At 67.8% G+C, this 15,173-nt stretch carries 13 protein-coding genes; 10 read left to right on the top strand and 3 right to left on the bottom strand.

Features of this window, described 5'->3' with window-relative positions:
- The first annotated feature begins 202 nt into the window (after nucleotides 1–202).
- The 10 genes from QO015_RS17210 to QO015_RS17165 all read left to right on the top strand — a co-directional run bounded on the left by QO015_RS17210 (nucleotide 203) and on the right by QO015_RS17165 (nucleotide 12,140).
- Nucleotides 203–1,864: an ABC transporter substrate-binding protein gene (locus QO015_RS17210; protein ID WP_266282734.1), complete on the top strand. Its 1,662-nt coding sequence runs from the start codon at nucleotides 203–205 to the stop codon at nucleotides 1,862–1,864.
- A gap of 75 nt (nucleotides 1,865–1,939) precedes the next feature.
- Nucleotides 1,940–2,971: an ABC transporter permease gene (locus QO015_RS17205; RefSeq protein ID WP_266282736.1), complete on the top strand. Its 1,032-nt coding sequence runs from the start codon at nucleotides 1,940–1,942 to the stop codon at nucleotides 2,969–2,971.
- Nucleotides 2,955–3,863, top strand: a complete 909-nt coding sequence (locus QO015_RS17200; RefSeq protein ID WP_266282738.1) for an ABC transporter permease — start codon at nucleotides 2,955–2,957, stop codon at nucleotides 3,861–3,863. Before QO015_RS17205 ends, QO015_RS17200 begins: the two co-directional genes overlap by 17 nt.
- Before the next feature lies 1 nt (nucleotide 3,864).
- Nucleotides 3,865–4,830 (top strand): ABC transporter ATP-binding protein, encoded by a 966-nt coding sequence (locus QO015_RS17195; RefSeq protein WP_266282740.1) that lies wholly within the window; start codon nucleotides 3,865–3,867, stop codon nucleotides 4,828–4,830.
- Nucleotides 4,827–5,843, top strand: coding sequence for an oligopeptide/dipeptide ABC transporter ATP-binding protein (locus QO015_RS17190; protein ID WP_266282742.1), 1,017 nt, complete (start codon nucleotides 4,827–4,829; stop codon nucleotides 5,841–5,843). The genes QO015_RS17195 and QO015_RS17190 overlap by 4 nt, the downstream gene beginning before the upstream one ends.
- Complete coding sequence (locus tag QO015_RS17185) at nucleotides 5,840–6,847, top strand: DUF6282 family protein (RefSeq protein WP_266282744.1); 1,008 nt, start codon at nucleotides 5,840–5,842, stop codon at nucleotides 6,845–6,847. The genes QO015_RS17190 and QO015_RS17185 overlap by 4 nt, the downstream gene beginning before the upstream one ends.
- 11 nt (nucleotides 6,848–6,858) lie before the next feature.
- The gene (locus QO015_RS17180) at nucleotides 6,859–7,854 is read left to right on the top strand and encodes a DUF6282 family protein (RefSeq protein WP_266282746.1); all 996 of its coding nucleotides are present in this window, start codon (nucleotides 6,859–6,861) and stop codon (nucleotides 7,852–7,854) included.
- Nucleotides 7,851–9,239 (top strand): allantoinase AllB, encoded by a 1,389-nt coding sequence (allB, locus tag QO015_RS17175; RefSeq protein WP_266282748.1) that lies wholly within the window; start codon nucleotides 7,851–7,853, stop codon nucleotides 9,237–9,239. The genes QO015_RS17180 and allB overlap by 4 nt, the downstream gene beginning before the upstream one ends.
- A complete protein-coding gene (locus QO015_RS17170; RefSeq protein WP_266282750.1) occupies nucleotides 9,239–11,512 on the top strand; it encodes a GAF domain-containing sensor histidine kinase in 2,274 nt (757 codons plus the stop codon). The genes allB and QO015_RS17170 overlap by 1 nt, the downstream gene beginning before the upstream one ends.
- Complete coding sequence (locus tag QO015_RS17165) at nucleotides 11,493–12,140, top strand: response regulator transcription factor (RefSeq protein ID WP_266282752.1); 648 nt, start codon at nucleotides 11,493–11,495, stop codon at nucleotides 12,138–12,140. Before QO015_RS17170 ends, QO015_RS17165 begins: the two co-directional genes overlap by 20 nt.
- A gap of 25 nt (nucleotides 12,141–12,165) precedes the next feature.
- Here the strand turns inward: QO015_RS17165 and QO015_RS17160 are convergent, their stop codons facing one another.
- The 3 genes from QO015_RS17160 to QO015_RS17150 are packed head-to-tail and all read right to left on the bottom strand — an operon-like array spanning nucleotide 12,166 to nucleotide 15,166.
- Nucleotides 12,166–13,338 (bottom strand): serine hydrolase domain-containing protein, encoded by a 1,173-nt coding sequence (locus QO015_RS17160; RefSeq protein ID WP_266282754.1) that lies wholly within the window; start codon nucleotides 13,336–13,338, stop codon nucleotides 12,166–12,168.
- Between the two features lie 23 nt (nucleotides 13,339–13,361).
- Complete coding sequence (locus QO015_RS17155) at nucleotides 13,362–14,129, bottom strand: ATP-binding cassette domain-containing protein (protein ID WP_266282756.1); 768 nt, start codon at nucleotides 14,127–14,129, stop codon at nucleotides 13,362–13,364.
- Nucleotides 14,129–15,166 carry an ABC transporter permease gene (locus QO015_RS17150; RefSeq protein ID WP_266282757.1) on the bottom strand — a complete coding sequence of 346 codons (1,038 nt, stop codon included), beginning with the start codon at nucleotides 15,164–15,166 and terminating at the stop codon, nucleotides 14,129–14,131. The genes QO015_RS17155 and QO015_RS17150 overlap by 1 nt, the downstream gene beginning before the upstream one ends.
- Nucleotides 15,167–15,173: the final 7 nt, after the last annotated feature.

Here is a 15,173-nt window from a genome sequence, read left to right as displayed (position 1 = left end):
GGCGTCCTCCCGGGAAGGCGGCTGGAGGCGCGCCTTCGATACGTTCGTATCCGCGTTTGCGCCGAAGGTGAACTTGTGAGGCGCGCCGCGCGAAACCTACCCTCGACCCATCACAAGACAGGGTCCGGACGCATGGTCCGGGCCGTGCCGACGGCACGGCGACACCTGCCAATCCAGAGGGTGACGAATGCCAGGATCAATCATGAAAAGAGACCGGGGGCCGACGCGCCGGGAGACGGCGAGGCATCGCCTTTCCTTGCTCGCAGCCGTGATGACGGCCGCGGCGCTTTCAGGACCGGCGACCGCCGCGGAGCCCGTCTTCGCGCCGAAGCCGCTCGCGGCCGACCAGATCGGCGCCGGGCCGCGGCTCATCTACCTGCACCACGAATATCCGGCGACGCTGGATCCCCAGAACACCTCGGCTTTTGTCGGCCAGATGGCGATGGAGCTGTTCGACACGCTGGTCACCTACGAGATCGACCCGGCGACCGGCATCGCCGACCAGACGAAGATCGTCCCCCGCCTCGCCACCTCCTGGGACATCTCGCCCGACAACAAGACGCTCACCTTCCACCTGAACCCCGCCGCCAAATTCTGGGACGGTACACCCGTCACGGCCGATGACGTCTACTGGTCGATCCAGCGGGCGCTCGAGGGCCGCATGGGCTGGGGCACGACGCAGATCGAGACCGGCGGCATCTTCAAGACCGATCAGATGAAGGTGATCGATCCGCACACGATCGCGATCACCTATCCCGATGGCATGGGACGCTACTCGCTGCGCAACTTCGCCTCTATGTCGCTGACCGTGATGTCCAAGGCCGCCTGCGAGAAGGGCCGCGCCGAGGGCGACACCTGGTGCGTCGACTGGATCAAGAAGAACGCGATGGGCTCCGGCCCCTACAAGCTCGGCGAGCAGCAGAGCGGCGAGGCGATCACCATCACGGCCAACAAGGACTACTGGGGCGACGCGAAGCCCTATTACTCCGAGGTGATGTTCCGTGTCGTTCCGGATGCGCAGACGCGCGCGCTGCTCATGGAGAGCGGCGAGGCCGACTTCGCCTTCGTCACCGCCAACGAATATGCGACGCTCGCGAAATCCGGCGCCGTCAAGGTGTTCAGCGTCCCCTCGCAGCAGGACGTCACCGTGCTGCGCTGGAAGCCGGACATTCCGCCCTTCGACGACGTGAAGATCCGCGAGGCCGTGATCAAGGCGATCCCCTATGACCGCCTCGTCAAGGAAGTCTGCAAGGGCTTCTGCACACCGGTGCAGAACCTCGTCGGCGTGACGACCCCCGGCTATGTCGCGGATCCCTATTTCACCACCGATGTCGAGGCGGCCAGGAAGCTCGTCGCAGAGAGCAAATATGCCGGCAAGGTGCCGCCCTTCGAGGTGCCGGTGGTGCAGGGCTCGACCAACATGGCCGCGGCCGTCATCATCCAGGATGCGCTGCGCGGCATCGGCGTCGACATGCAGATCAAGCCGCTGACCCAGAACGCGTTCGACGACGCCGCCTGGGGCAACCGCGATCTCAAGGTCTCCATCCACGCCATGGGGCCGTGGTGGAACGACTTCATGTACTGGGCCTACTGGATGTATCGCAGCGACAGCGCGACCAACCACATCCAGTTCGCCAATGCGACCCTCGACAAGGACGTCCTCGCGGCACTTCTGATCCCGCAGAGCGACGAGGCCAGCTACATGAAGCTGCAGGACGAGGTCCTCGGCATCCTCAACGGCGAGCATCTCGCGGCGCCGCTCTTCCAGGTCAACTGGAACGCCGCCGTCTCCAGCCGCGTCTGCGACGTGAACAAGTTCCCCTGGGGAACGATCGCCTTCTCCTGGCTCCGTCCCTGCAACTGACGCGCTTCCCCGCGCATCGCCGCGCGCCGCCTCCCCGGCGCGCGGCTCCCTTCTTTTAGGAAATCGACGAGACCGATGCGGCTTCCTCCCGTCCTCGCCTATGTCCTGCGACGCATCGCGATCAGCGCGGTGGTGCTCCTCGGCATCAGCGCCGTCGCCTTCTCGATGGCCTATCTGTTGCCGTCGGACCCGGTGACGAGCCGCTATCCCGACATCACCAACGAGCAGCGCGCCGAGATGCGCCGCCAGATGGGCCTCGACCAGCCGCTCATCGTCCAATATGCGCGCTATATGGGCTCGGTGTTCAGCGGCGAATTCGGGCGCTCGCTCGGAACCGGAAACAGCGTCGGCGAGGACCTCGCCCGCCGCATTCCGGCGACGCTGGAACTCGCGATCTATGGGATCCTGCTCGGGACAGCGATAGGCATCCCGCTCGGCATGGTGGCCGCGATCCGCCGCGGCCGGCCGACAGATCATCTGCTGCGCATCGTCAACATCGCCATCCAGTCGGTTCCCGCCTTCTGGCTCGGCATCGTCCTGATCTTCGTCCTCTTCTATCAGCTGCGCTGGGTGCCGACGCCGGTCGGCCGCCTCTCGCCACTCTATTCGCCGCCGCCCTTCGTCATCGGCTTCTATACGATCGACGGCCTGCTCGCGGGCAAGCTCGACGTCGCGCTCGCCGCCGCGCGGCAGCTCGTCCTCCCCGTCCTCGTGCTCGGCCTCGGTGTCGTGTCGCCGCTCGCCCGCATCACGCGCGCCGCGATGGGGGAATCGCTCGGCGAGGACTACGTCACCTTCGGCCGCGCGCTCGGCCTCAGGGAGCGGCAGGTCGTTCTCGGCGATGCGTTTCGCGGCGCGCTGGTTCCGATCGTGACGACGCTCGGCTTCGTCATCGGCAATGTGCTGGCCGGCGCCGCCATCGTCGAAACGGTGTTCTCCTGGCCCGGCATCGGCCGCTACGCCGTCACCGCGATCACCACTTCGGACATGGCGCCGGTCTCGACCTGCATCCTGCTCGTCGCCTCCGGCGTCGCGCTCACCAATCTTCTGGTCGACCTCTCCTATGCGCTGATCGACCCCAGGATCCGTCATGGCTATGGCAAGTGAGACCGTCGTGACGAAAGAGCGCGCGACCAAAGCCCCAGCCGGGCGGGCGGCAGGATGGCGCGCCTTCTACGTGCGCGTCTTCGCCGGCGATCCGCTCGGGCTCGCGGGCGTCACGATGCTGGCGGCTCTGCTGCTCGTCGCGCTCTTCGGGCCGCTGCTCGTCACGCATGACCCCATCCTGACGACCCCAGGCACGCTGCTGCCGCCCTCGGCCGAGCACTGGTTCGGGACAGACGATTTCGGCCGCGACGTCTTCTCGCGCACCCTGGTCTCGCTCCGGATCGATTTCATCGTCGCCGGCGTCGGCGTTACCGGCGCGATCCTCATCGGCTCGCTGATCGGTCTCGTCTGCGGCTATCGCGGCGGCTGGCTCGACGACACGCTGATGCGCTTCGTCGACATCATCCAGTCCTTCCCGCTGATCCTGGTCGCGATGGTGCTCGTTCTCGCCATCGGGCCGAGCGTCGGCAGCATCGTGATCGTGACGGTGCTGATCAATATCCCGCTCTATGCGCGCGTGATCCGTGGCCAGACGCTGGCGGTGAAGCATCTCGACTATGTCGACGCAGCCCGCTGCTCGGGCGCGACCGAGTTCGGCATCATGTTTCGCCATGTCCTGCCGAACACGCTGAACCCGATCGCGATCCACGCGAGCCTCAACCTCGCGGCGGCGGTCGGCAATGTCGCCGTGCTCTCCTTCCTAGGCATCGGCATCCGCCCGCCCACCCCCGATCTCGGCGTCATGGTGGCGGAGGGCACGAGGTTCCTCGTGCAGGGCGCGTGGTGGATGAGCGTTTTCCCCGGACTCGTCCTCTCGGCGACGATCTTCAGCCTGAACCTGCTCGGCGATGCGCTGGAAAGCGGGCTCGATCCGCGGCGGCAGGAGCGTTGAGATGAGCGATCCGGCCCTGTTCGAGATACGTGACCTGACGATCGAGACCGTGCGCGAGGGCCATCGCCGCCGCATCGTCGAGGGCATGAGCCTTTCGGTGCGGCACGGCGAGATCGTCGGCCTCGTCGGCGAGAGCGGCTCCGGCAAGTCGATCTCGATGATGGCCAGCGTCGGCCTCGCCGCCGCGAGCCTCGACATCACCGCCGGCGAGGTCGCCTTCGCCGGCCGCCGCTTCGCAGCATCCGACCGGAGGGCGCTGCGCTCCAATCTCTCGCACGGCGTCTCGCTGCTCTTCCAGAACGCCAAGGGCGCCCTCAGCCCGTTCCTCACCGCCGGCGCGCAGGTCGAGCGCGTGCTCGCGGGGAGACTGCCGAAAGCGGCGCGGCGGCGGGAGGCGATCGAACTCTTCCGCGTCTGCGGCCTCAACCATGCCGATCTCGCCGACAAGTTTCCGCACCAGATCAGCGGCGGCCAGGCGCAGCGCGTCGCCATGGCCTGCGCCCTGGCGACCGAGCCGCGCCTCCTGATCGCCGACGAACCGACGACGGCGCTCGACGTGACGACCGAGCGCGAGCTGCTGCGCTTCCTGACGCGTCTCTGCCGCGAGCGGGACCTCGCCATCGTGCTGATCGCGCATAATCTGTCGCTGGTGGCGGAATACTGCTCCGGCCTCACCATCCTGCATGCCGGCCAGATCGTCGAGCGTGGGCCGCTCGCCTCCGTCTTCGCCGAGCCGCTTCATCCCTATACGCAGGGCCTGATCGACGCCGTGCCCGACATTGACGATCCCCACGAACTGGCGCCGCTCGCGGGCAGCGTCTGGGGCGGACGAAGCGACATCGAGCGCTGCCGCTTCTCGCATCGCTGCCCGTTCGCGCGGCCGGACTGCGAGGCTGGTGTTCCCGCGCTGCTGCGACGAGCGGGGCATGAGGTGCGCTGCGTGCTCTACCAGGAGGATGCGGCATGAACGCTCACGTCATGAATGCTCCCGCTCTGTCCGTGCGGCGGCTCATGCGGCTCTTCCACAATGCTGCCGAGCCCGATGCGATGCCGGTCGGGGTGCGCGACGTCTCGCTCGAGATCGCCCCCGGCGAGGTCGTCGGGCTGATCGGGGAGAGCGGCTGCGGAAAGACGACGCTCGGTCGCTGCATCGTCGGGCTCGAGCGCCCGGACAGCGGCGACGTGCTGGTCGGCGGCGCCGACTTCACCGCCCTCGCGGGACGGAAAAAGCGAGCCTTCCGCCGCAACGTCCAGGTCGTGTTCCAGAAGCCCGAGACGTCGCTCAATCCGCGCATGACTGTGGCGCGCTTCGTCGGCGAGGCGCTGGCGAATTTCGAGATCGTGCCGCGTGCCGCCCGCCGCGAGCGGCTGGAAATGCTCGCCAGCCTCGTCGGCCTCCATGCCGCGGCGCTCGACCGCTATCCTCACCAGCTCTCCGGCGGCGAGCGGCAGCGGGTCGCCATCATGCGCGCCCTCGCCTCCGAGCCGCAGGTGATCGTGCTCGACGAGCCGACCTCGGCGCTCGACGTTTCGGTTCAGGCGCAGGTGCTGCGGACGCTGAAGGCTCTGCAGGCCGAGGTCCGCACGGCCATGCTGTTCATCAGCCATGACGTGGCGGTGGTCCGCTATGTCGCGAGCCGCGTTCTCGTCATGTATCTCGGCGTCATCGTCGAGGAAGGGCCGGCGGATTCCGTGTTCGCATCGCCCTCGCACCCCTATACGCGCGCCCTGCTGGCAGCGGCGCCACGGCTGAAACCGCGTCGCGACACGGTGCCGCCGATGCGCGGCGAACTCGATCTGCGCGCCGTCAGGCCCGGCGAGTGCCCGGTGCGACCGCGCTGCCCGCTGGCGCATGACCGCTGCCGCGCGGCGCCGCCGATGATCGATCTCGGCACCGGCCACAGGGCGGCCTGCTGGCTCGCCGAAGACCTCGAGACACAGAATTCCCAACAGACAGACCGGGAGAAAACGGCATCATGACCGTGAGCGAGAGTTTCTACGACCGATCGATGGAGCTGCCGTCGGAACTTCTGGTCGGCGCCATCGACAGCCACGTCCATGCCGGGCCCGTGCTGCGCTCCAATCCCGGCCACCAGGATCCGTTCGAGGTGGCGATCGAAGCGCGCGAGGCGGGCATGCGTGCGATCGTCTATTACGACGTCTTCGGCTGGGCCTCCGGCACGGCATGGATGGTCAACCGCCATGTGCCGGGCATCCGCACCTTCGGCGGCTATCTCATGAACTCCTGCCATGGCGGGATCAATCCGCGCTCGGTGCGCACCGCGCTCTACATGGAGGAAGGCTGCCGCTTCATCTCCTTCGGCTCGCACTGCACCTATTTTTCCGCCTCGCGCGAGTCGACGCTGATCGACGGCGAGCTTGTGCCGTTCAAGGACGCCTTTCCGGAATTCGAGCGCGAGGAGCTGTCGCGCGCCGTGCGCATTCCGACGGAAGGCCCCATCTCGGACGACCTTGCCGAAATCCTGCAGATGGTCGCCGACCATCCCGACGTCTATCTCAACACGGGCCATGTGTCGGGGCCGGAGGTGATGCGCATCCTCGACCTCGCCGAGGAGTTCGGCATCCGCAAGGTGCTGATCGCCCATCCGGCGCGCCAGCAGCTTTCGATCGAGCAGCAGAAGGACGCCGCCCGGCGCGGCTTCTTCCTCGAAGGCTGTCTCGTCGACTGGCTCTATCCGCATGCGCCGCGCACGCATTACTACGTCGAGAAGAAATACATGGACCGCTCTGGCGACGTACCGCGACCGCGCCGGACGGCGGCGCAGTGGATGGCCGATATCCGCGAGGTCGGGCCTGAGCATTTCGTGCTCGGCACCGACTACGGCATCCGCGCTGCCTCCACGCCGGTACAGGGCATGCGCACGCTCATCACGACGCTGCTCGACTACGAGTTCAGCCCCGACGAAATCCGCACCATGACGGCGCACAATCCCGCCCGTCTCATCGGCCTCGACCCGGTCTAGGAGCAAAGCCCGTGGCAACCTACGAGCCCTTCTACAACCGCACCATGGAACTGCCCGAGGAACTCCTCGTCGGCGCCATCGACAGCCATGTCCATGCCGGACCGGTGCTGCGCTCCAATCCCGGCCATTTCGACCCCATCCAGGTCGCCGAGATGGCGCGCGCCGCCGGCATGCGCACCATCCTCTACTACGACGTGTTCGGCTGGGCGTCCGGCACGGCCTGGATGGTCAACCGCTACATGAAGGATTTCCGCACCTATGGCGGATATCTGATGAACTCCTCGCATGGCGGCATGAACCCGCGCGCGGTGCGCACGGCCCTCAATCTGGGCGAAGGCTGCCGGATGATCTCGTTCGGCTCGCACTGCACCTGGCATTCGGCGACGACCGAATCGACGCTGGTCGACGGCAGGCTCGTCCCCTTCAAGGACGCCATCCCCGGCTTCGCGGAGAAGGAGCTCTCCCGCGCCATCCGGATTCCGCTCGACGGGCCGGTGCCGGACGCGCTGAAGGAAATCCTCGACATGGTCGCCGAGCGGCCGGAGGTCTATCTCAACACCGGCCATGTCTCGGGACCGGAGGCGATGCGCGTCGTGGAGCTCGCCGAAGAATGGGGCATCCGCAAGGTGCTGGTCGCCCATACGGCACGCGCGCTGCTCACGGTCGAACAGCAGAAGGACATCGCGCGGCGCGGCTTCTTCCTCGAAGCTTGCGCCGTCGATTTCGGTGGGCCATGGATGCCGCAGACGCACTACTATGTCGAACGCGAGCTGATGGACATGAGTTCGCTGGTGCATGGCCGTGCAATGAGCTGGCTGCAGGGCATCCGCGATGTCGGACCGGAACAGTTCGTGCTTGCGACCGACTATGGCGTGCGGGTGCTCCCCTCGCCGATCGAAGGCATGCGGATGATGATCTCGATGCTGCTTTATTTCGGCTTCTCGATCGAGGAGGTTCAAATGATGACCGCGACCAACCCGGCGCGCCTGATCGGGCTCGACGGATGACGGAGACGTTCGATCTCGTCATCCGCAATGCCCGCGTCGTCGGCGAGGATCGCGACGTCGCGGGCGGCCTCGCCGTGAGAGAGGGGCGGATCGCGGCTTTCTTCGAAGGCGGGACTGCTCCTGAGGCGACGGAGACCATCGATGCGGCGGGCCGCGTGCTGATGCCCGGCCTCGTCGATGGGCATGTCCACTTCTCCGAGCCCGGCCGCGGCCATTGGGAGGGTTTCGAGACCGGCAGCCGCGCCGCGGCGGCAGGCGGCATCACCACCTTCGTCGAGATGCCGCTCAACGCGCATCCGCCGACCATCCATGCCGAGGCGCTGCGTCTCAAACAGGCAGAAGCCGCGAAGAGCATCGTCGACTATGCGCTGTGGGGCGGCCTCGTCGACGACAATCTCGCCGATCTCGAGGACCTGCAGGCGGGCGGCGTCGCCGGCTTCAAGGCCTTCATGTGCACGGCGTCCGATTTCCCGAGGGTCGATGCCCGCCTGATGCGCGCCGGCATGACGACTATCGCCGGCTTCGGGTCCTTTCTCGCGGTGCATGCCGAGGACGAGGTCATGACCGGGCGTCTCGCCGCGGCGCTCAGGGCCGCCGGCCGGCGGGACCGCGCGGCCTGGGGCGAATCCCGGCCGATCGCGGCCGAGCTCTCCGCGATCGACGAGGCGATCGGCCTCGCGGAGGAGACGGGCGCACGCCTCCACATCGTCCATGTCTCCTCGGCGGCCGGCATCGACCGGATCAGTGCCGCCAAGGCGCGGGGTGTCGCCGTTACCGCCGAGACCTGCCCGCACTACCTCTTCTTCGACGAGACGGATCTTGAGCGCCTCGGGCCGGTCGCCAAATGCGCGCCGCCGCTGCGTGCCCCGTCCGAACGCGAGGCGTTGTGGGATCGCGTCCTTGCTGGCGCCGTCGATGTCATCGCGTCCGATCACTCGCCCTGCCTCTGGTCGGAAAAGGCGGCCGGCGAGGACGATATCTTCGCCGCCTGGGGCGGCATCTCGGGTCTCCAGTCGACGCTGCCCGTTCTGCTCACCGAGGGGCCACGACGGGGCCTTTCGCTCCCGGACATCGTCCGCATGACCGCGTCCAATCCGGCCCGCCTGTTCGGCCTCCATCCGAGGAAGGGCTCGCTGGCGATCGGCAGCGATGCCGATCTCGTGCTGGTCGATCCGGAAGCAAGCTTCACGCTTCGTGAGGACGACCTCTTCTATCGCAACCGCCACAGCGCCTATTGCGGTTCGGCCTTCCGCGGCCGCGTCGACCTGACGATCTCGCGCGGGACGGCCGTCTATCGGGACGGCGACATCCTCCCGCATCGCGGCGCGCGGCTCGACGGCGCAGGTCTCGGGCGCGTTCGCCAGCCGCTGGGCGAGACGGCCTGATGGGGTTCCCGGTCGGCGATCTGGCGGAGACGGCGGACCAGCCTCTGGCGCGGCCGCTCTATCGCGACGATGACGGCACGCACATGCTGCGCCTGCAGCGCATTCTCGCAGTCGATCTCGCCCCTGCCGATCGCGGACGCCTCGACGAGAGGCTCCAGCGCGCGCTCGCCGTCACCGGCGCCGGCTGGGCGGCCGTGCTGCTCTCCAGCGATCGCGGCGCGGAGATCCTCGTCGCCGGCGACATCCCGCCCCTGATCCACCGCCATCTCGGCGATCTCCGCCTCCAGGCCGCTGGCGCCGTCACCATGCCGACCTTCATGGTCAACCGGGCCGCCAGCCAGGGCTTCGCGGTCGAGGCGGCGCCGCTCGCAGGCCGCGACGGGCCGCGCGGTCACGTGCTGCTCGGCTTCCCGCGTTCGGAACGAGCCCGGCCCGAACGCGCGGAACTGGTGCGCCTCGTCGCCGACGATCTGGTCGGGTTCCTCGACAGCAACAGCCTCGCGGCGCAGATCGAGCGCATCAGGAGCCATCTGGCACTGGTGCACCGGCTCGGCCAGCAGGTGACGTCGATCCATGATCGAACCGAGCTGTTCGGTGAGATCACGCGCCTGATCCATCATTCGCTCGGCTACGACCATATCCAGCTGCTGCTGGTGGACGAGGAAACGCACCGGATCGAACTCGTCCACGCCTCCGGGCCCTTCGCCGACCAGCTCCTCGCCGCCGGATTCAGCGAGGCGGCCGGCCGCGGCATCATCGGCCGCGTCGCCGAGACGGGCCAGTTGCGCATCTCCGCCGACGTGACGCAGGACAGCCACTTCGTCTCGCATGTGATGCTGCCCAACACGCAGTCGGAGCTGGCGCTGCCGCTGCGCCTCGGCCAGCGGGTCATCGGCGTGCTCGATATCCAGAGCGACCGCCGCGATACCTTCCGCCGCGATGACGTCATCCTGCTCCAGACGATCGCCGACCAGATCGCACCGGCGATCGAGCAACACCGCCTGTTTGCAGCCGAGCGGCACGAGCGGGCGCTGGCCGACACGCTGGCCGATGTCTCGCGCATCATCTCGTCGAGCCTCGATCCGGATCAGGTGCTCGAGGCCGTGCTGAAGGAACTGGAGCGCGTCGTGCCGCATCGCGGCTGCCGTGTGACACTGCGCGGCGAGGACGGACTGATGCGCGTGGTGGCCGCCAAGGGCTACCCCGACAACGACACGGTGCGCGCCGTCACCTTCGACCCCGCCGAGACGCCGCTGTCGCGCCCAGTGCTGGAGGAGCACCGCACCATCATTCTCGCCGATGTCACCCGCGAGGCGGACTGGGTGGTGCAGGCCGGAACCGAGCAGGTCCGCTCCTGGTGCGCCGCGCCGCTGGTACTCGGAGGCGAGTGCCTCGGCTGGCTGTGCATCGACTGGCCTGAGCCCGGATTCTATGGGCCCGAGAGCGGCCGCATTGTGCGCACCTTCGCCGATCAGGCGGTGGTCGCGATCGCCAATGCCCGCCTGTTCGCCCGCGTCCGAGACCTCTCGGAGGCGCTGGAACAGAAGGTCGCCGACCGCACCATCGAGCTGCGGGCCGCGCGCGACGAGATCGAGCGCAAGGCGGTCGAGCTGCGGGCGCTGCTGCGCCGACTCGTCGGCGTGCAGGAGGAGGAACGGCGGCGCATCGCCTATGACCTGCACGACAGCGTCGCCCAGTCGATCCTCGCCTCGACCTACGAGTTGCAGGCGCTGCGCCGACGCGTCGTCGACCGCCCGGATCTCGACGCGCGGCTGAACGAGTGCCAGCGCATGCTCGACACGACGCTCCGCGAGATGAAGCAGATCATCTATGCGCTGCGCCCGACGGTCCTCGACGAACTCGGCCTCATCCCGGCGCTCGAAAACTATCTCGCTTCGCTGCCCTCCAACGTGCCGCTCAATGCCGAGATCCGCGTCGACGGAACGCCCTTCGCGCTGGGACCGGAGGTCGACCTCGCCATCTACCGGATCGTGCAGGAAGCCTCTCAGAACGCGGTGCGCCATGCCGGCGCGCGCAATCTCAACCTGACGCTCGCCTTCGGCCCCTCGCGCCTCGACGTCGCCATCCGCGACGACGGACGCGGCTTCGCGCTCGACGCGGCGGAGCTCGGCCTCGGCCTGGTCGGCATCCGTGAGCGCGCCCATGCCGTGGGCGGCGACGTCGCGATCGAAAGCCGTCCCGGCGGCGGCACGTCGATCCTGATCGGGGTCGGGGGCATCATCGGAGCATCGGATGGAACAGCCGCGCATTAAGGTGATGATCGTCGACGATCACGAGATCTTCCGCCGCGGCGTGAAGAGCCTGCTCGGCGACGAGGAGGACATGCGCGTCGTCGCGGAGGCCGGCAACGCATCCGACGCCCTCGACGAACTGGCGCGGCGGCGCCCGGATGTTGTCACCATCGACATCCGCCTCGGCACCATGGACGGCATCCAGCTGACGCGGATCATCAAGGCGCGGCCCGACGCGCCGAAATGCATCATCCTGTCCACCTATGACGACCGGCAATATCTCGTCGGCGCGCTCGAGGCGGGCGCCGACGCCTATCTGCTCAAGACCAATTCCTACGAGACCCTCGCCAAGGCGATCCGCGCCATCCATGGCGGCCAGCGCATGCTCTCGGCCGAGCTCATCCCGACCATGATGGAGGAATATCGGCGTGTCGCCGCGCAGCAGATCCAGCGCGACAGCGGGTTGACGGCACAGGAGGTGCGCATGTTGCGCCTTCTCGCCGATGGCGGCCGCACGCAGGACATCGCCGAGGAGATGGCGCTGACCGAGATCACGGTGAAGCGCAAGGTCCAGGAGATCACGACCAAGCTCAATGCCAGCAACCGCGTCCAGGCGGTGGCCGAGGCTGTTCGCCGCGGCGTGATCTGAGGGCTTCGGCCTTGCTGTCGGGCGACTAGCCGACGATCTCGTGGAGGCGCTTCAGGATATGGCGCGTCCTGAGGTCTTCGACGTCGGCGCGCATCTCGTTCATCACATAGCTGAATCCGACCTTTTCGGTCGGCCAGGCGCCATGGATCGAGCCGCCCGCGCCGGCATGGCCGAAGGCGTCGCGCGGCGGGCCGAACCGGCCCTGCGGAGTTTGCAGCGCCCAGCAGACGCCGAAGGCCATCGCCTCGGCGATATAGGGGTCCATGAAACGCGAGCGCTCCGCCCGGCCGAGCGCGACCGTCTCGGGCTGGAGAACGGTGACGCCGTCGATCGAACCGCCGAGTGCCATGCAGCCATAGTAGCGCGCCATCGAGCGGGCGGTGGCGATGCCGCCGGCGCCGGCGATCTCGGCCGCGTGATAGGCGCGGCTGTTCCAGGGAAGTTCGTCGGGAAAGAGCGGCGGGTTGCCCCAGGCCGAGACGAAGGTGGGATCCTGCCGGGTGGCGGCGGAGAATGCCGTTTCGTAAGGCAGCATGTCGGCGCCGACTTCCAGCCTGCCGACGCGATGCTCCTCGCTCTCGGGCAGGCCGATACAGGCGTCGAGCCCGAGCGGGCCGGCGAACTCCTCCGCGAAGAAGCGGCCGATCGTGCGCCCGTCGATGCGCCGGACGAGCGCGCCGACCAGCCAGCCGATCGTCACAGGATGATAGCAATGGAACGCGTTCGGATCGGGCGGCAGCGGCTGCGCCGCGAGCAGCGCCTCCATCTTTTCATAGTCCGTATAGTCGGCCGAGGTCAGCGGAGCGACAACGCCGGGAAGGCCCGCCGAATGCGAAACGACATGGCGGACGCGGACGCGCCCCTTGTCCGCCGCGCCGAATTCCGGCCAGTACTCGGCGACCGGCGCATCGAGATCGAGCGCTCCACGCTCGACGAGCTTCAGCACGCAGGCGGCCATGAGCCCCTTGGTGCCGGAATAGATCACCTGAAGCGTATCCTCGACCCACGGTCTGCCCGGCGCGGCGCTCCCGCCCCAGACATCGACGACCGTCTGCCCGTGATGGGTCGCGGCGAAAGCCGCGCCGAGATCGCCGCGGATGGTGAAGTTGCGCGCGAACTCCTCGGCGACCGCCTCGAAGCCTGGCGCGACGAAGCCCTGCGCCGGCGCGCTCTGCGAGTTCCAGTTGATCGTGCTCACGTCGAAGTCCTCAGTCGCCGTTCTCAGTCGCCGTGGCCGATCGCGTCGAATTCCTCGCCGCCCGCCATCAGGTTCAGCACTTCCTCGCGTGTCTTCTCGCCGCGCCGGAACTGGCTGGCGATCCGCCCCTGGATCAGCACCGTGAAGCGGTCACCGACCTGCAGCGCATGCGTGGCGTTGTGGGTGATGAAGACGAGCGCGATGCCCTGCGCCCGCGCCTTGATCATCAGGTCGATGACGATCTTGCTCTCCTTGACGCCGAGCGCGGCGGTCGGCTCGTCGAGGATCAGCAGCCGCGCGCCGAAATAGAGCGCCCGGGCGATGGCGAGGGCCTGTCGCTCGCCGCCCGACATCGTCCCCACCAGTTGGCCGGCATCGTTGATGCGTCGGATGCCCATCTCGCGGATCTGCTCGAGCGCAATCCGGTTTGCGGTCGCGTGGTCGAGCCGGCGGAACGGCCCCCAGCCCTTGGTCGGCTCGTTGCCGAGGAAGAAGTTGCGCGCCACCGAGATGAGCGGGATCGAGCCGACATCCTGGTGCACGGTGCCGATGCCGTACGCCTTGGCGTCGCGCGGCGAGCGGAAGGCGACCGGACGGCCGTCGAAGGTGAGGGTTCCCGAGCTCGGCGGGGTGACGCCCGACATGATCTTGATCAGCGTCGACTTGCCGGCACCATTGTCGCCGAGCAGGCAGTGCACCTCGCCGGGATAGGCCTCGAGGCTGACATCGTCGAGCGCGAGATTGTTGCCGAAGCTGCGCGATACGGACTGAAGGGTCATCAGCGCGGGCATCAGGACTTCCTCTTTCCGCGATTCAGCGCCAGCTCACGCACGAAATTGTTGGTGAGCACGGCGATCACGAGCAGCGCGCCGATGAAGGTCGCGAGCCAGTCCGTGGGCCAGCCGGTGTAGAAGAGGCCGAGGCTGACGATGCCGTAGATGAAGGTGCCGAGCACGATGCCGGTCACCGAGCCGAAGCCGCCCTGCAAGAGCACGCCGCCGATCACCGCGGCGATGGCGCTCTGGAACACATAGCCCTGGCCCTGCGCGGCATTGCCCTGATTGTACATCACCGCGCTCATAACGCCGACGAAGGCCGAGGAAACGGCGGTCCAGATGAAGAGAATCAGCTTGACCCGGGCGACCGGCACGCCGGCCCGGCGCGCCGCGTCGACATTGCCGCCCGTCGCGAAGATCCAGTTGCCGAACGGCGTCTGCTTCAGCACCCAGGCGGCGATGAAGATGGCGACCGCGTACCAGAGCACGGAGACGTTGAAGAACATCCACTTCGAGCCGAACACCACCTCGGCCCATCCCGCGTCCTTGAGCGATACGTTGGAGGAGCCCGAGATCAGCCGCGACAGGCCGAGCGAGGTGCCCGCGAGGATGAAGTTCGACGCCAGCGTGACGATGAAGCTCGGCAGGCGCGTGACGCTGACAAGCAGCGCATTGAAGCAGCCGACGGCGATGCCCATCACCAACGCCATGCTCATGGTGAGCGCGATCGGCAGGCCGTAGAAGCCGGTTCCGAGGGCGACGATGATCGCCGCCGCGCCAACGACCGAGCCGGTGGAAAGATCGAACTCGCCGGCGATCATCAGGAGGCCGATCGGCACGGCGATGATGCCGAGTTCGGCCGCCGTGTTGAGCCAGCCGGCCGTGCCGGGGATGGACAGGAAGCCGGAGGCGCCGCCGACGATGACGAAGAAGATATAGATGACGACCGCCGCGATCGCGGGACCGATCCAGACGATACCGAGCAGCCGCTCGATCAGGCCGTGGCGCCGCGCAGGGCCGGCGGGCGTCGAAGTCTCAAGGGTTGCTGTCATCGGCAGG

It is taken from the genome of Kaistia geumhonensis, from assembly GCF_030815145.1.
Classification (GTDB): Bacteria; Pseudomonadota; Alphaproteobacteria; order Rhizobiales; family Kaistiaceae; genus Kaistia; species Kaistia geumhonensis.
Note: the sequence above shows the minus strand (reverse complement) of the source record. Positions and strands in the feature narration are given on the sequence as shown.

Excerpts from the sequence above, each read along its gene's own strand:
- QO015_RS17210 (WP_266282734.1), top strand. The coding sequence starts at position 203 with ATGAAAAGAGACCGGGGGCCGACGCGCCGGGAGACGGCGAGGCATCGC.
- QO015_RS17205 (WP_266282736.1), top strand. The coding sequence starts at position 1,940 with ATGCGGCTTCCTCCCGTCCTCGCCTATGTCCTGCGACGCATCGCGATC.
- QO015_RS17200 (WP_266282738.1), top strand. The coding sequence starts at position 2,955 with ATGGCTATGGCAAGTGAGACCGTCGTGACGAAAGAGCGCGCGACCAAA.
- QO015_RS17195 (WP_266282740.1), top strand. The coding sequence starts at position 3,865 with ATGAGCGATCCGGCCCTGTTCGAGATACGTGACCTGACGATCGAGACC.
- QO015_RS17190 (WP_266282742.1), top strand. The coding sequence starts at position 4,827 with ATGAACGCTCACGTCATGAATGCTCCCGCTCTGTCCGTGCGGCGGCTC.
- QO015_RS17185 (WP_266282744.1), top strand. The coding sequence starts at position 5,840 with ATGACCGTGAGCGAGAGTTTCTACGACCGATCGATGGAGCTGCCGTCG.
- allB (WP_266282748.1), top strand. The coding sequence starts at position 7,851 with ATGACGGAGACGTTCGATCTCGTCATCCGCAATGCCCGCGTCGTCGGC.
- QO015_RS17170 (WP_266282750.1), top strand. The coding sequence starts at position 9,239 with ATGGGGTTCCCGGTCGGCGATCTGGCGGAGACGGCGGACCAGCCTCTG.
- QO015_RS17165 (WP_266282752.1), top strand. The coding sequence starts at position 11,493 with ATGGAACAGCCGCGCATTAAGGTGATGATCGTCGACGATCACGAGATC.
- QO015_RS17155 (WP_266282756.1), bottom strand. The coding sequence starts at position 14,129 with ATGCCCGCGCTGATGACCCTTCAGTCCGTATCGCGCAGCTTCGGCAAC.
- QO015_RS17150 (WP_266282757.1), bottom strand. The coding sequence starts at position 15,166 with ATGACAGCAACCCTTGAGACTTCGACGCCCGCCGGCCCTGCGCGGCGC.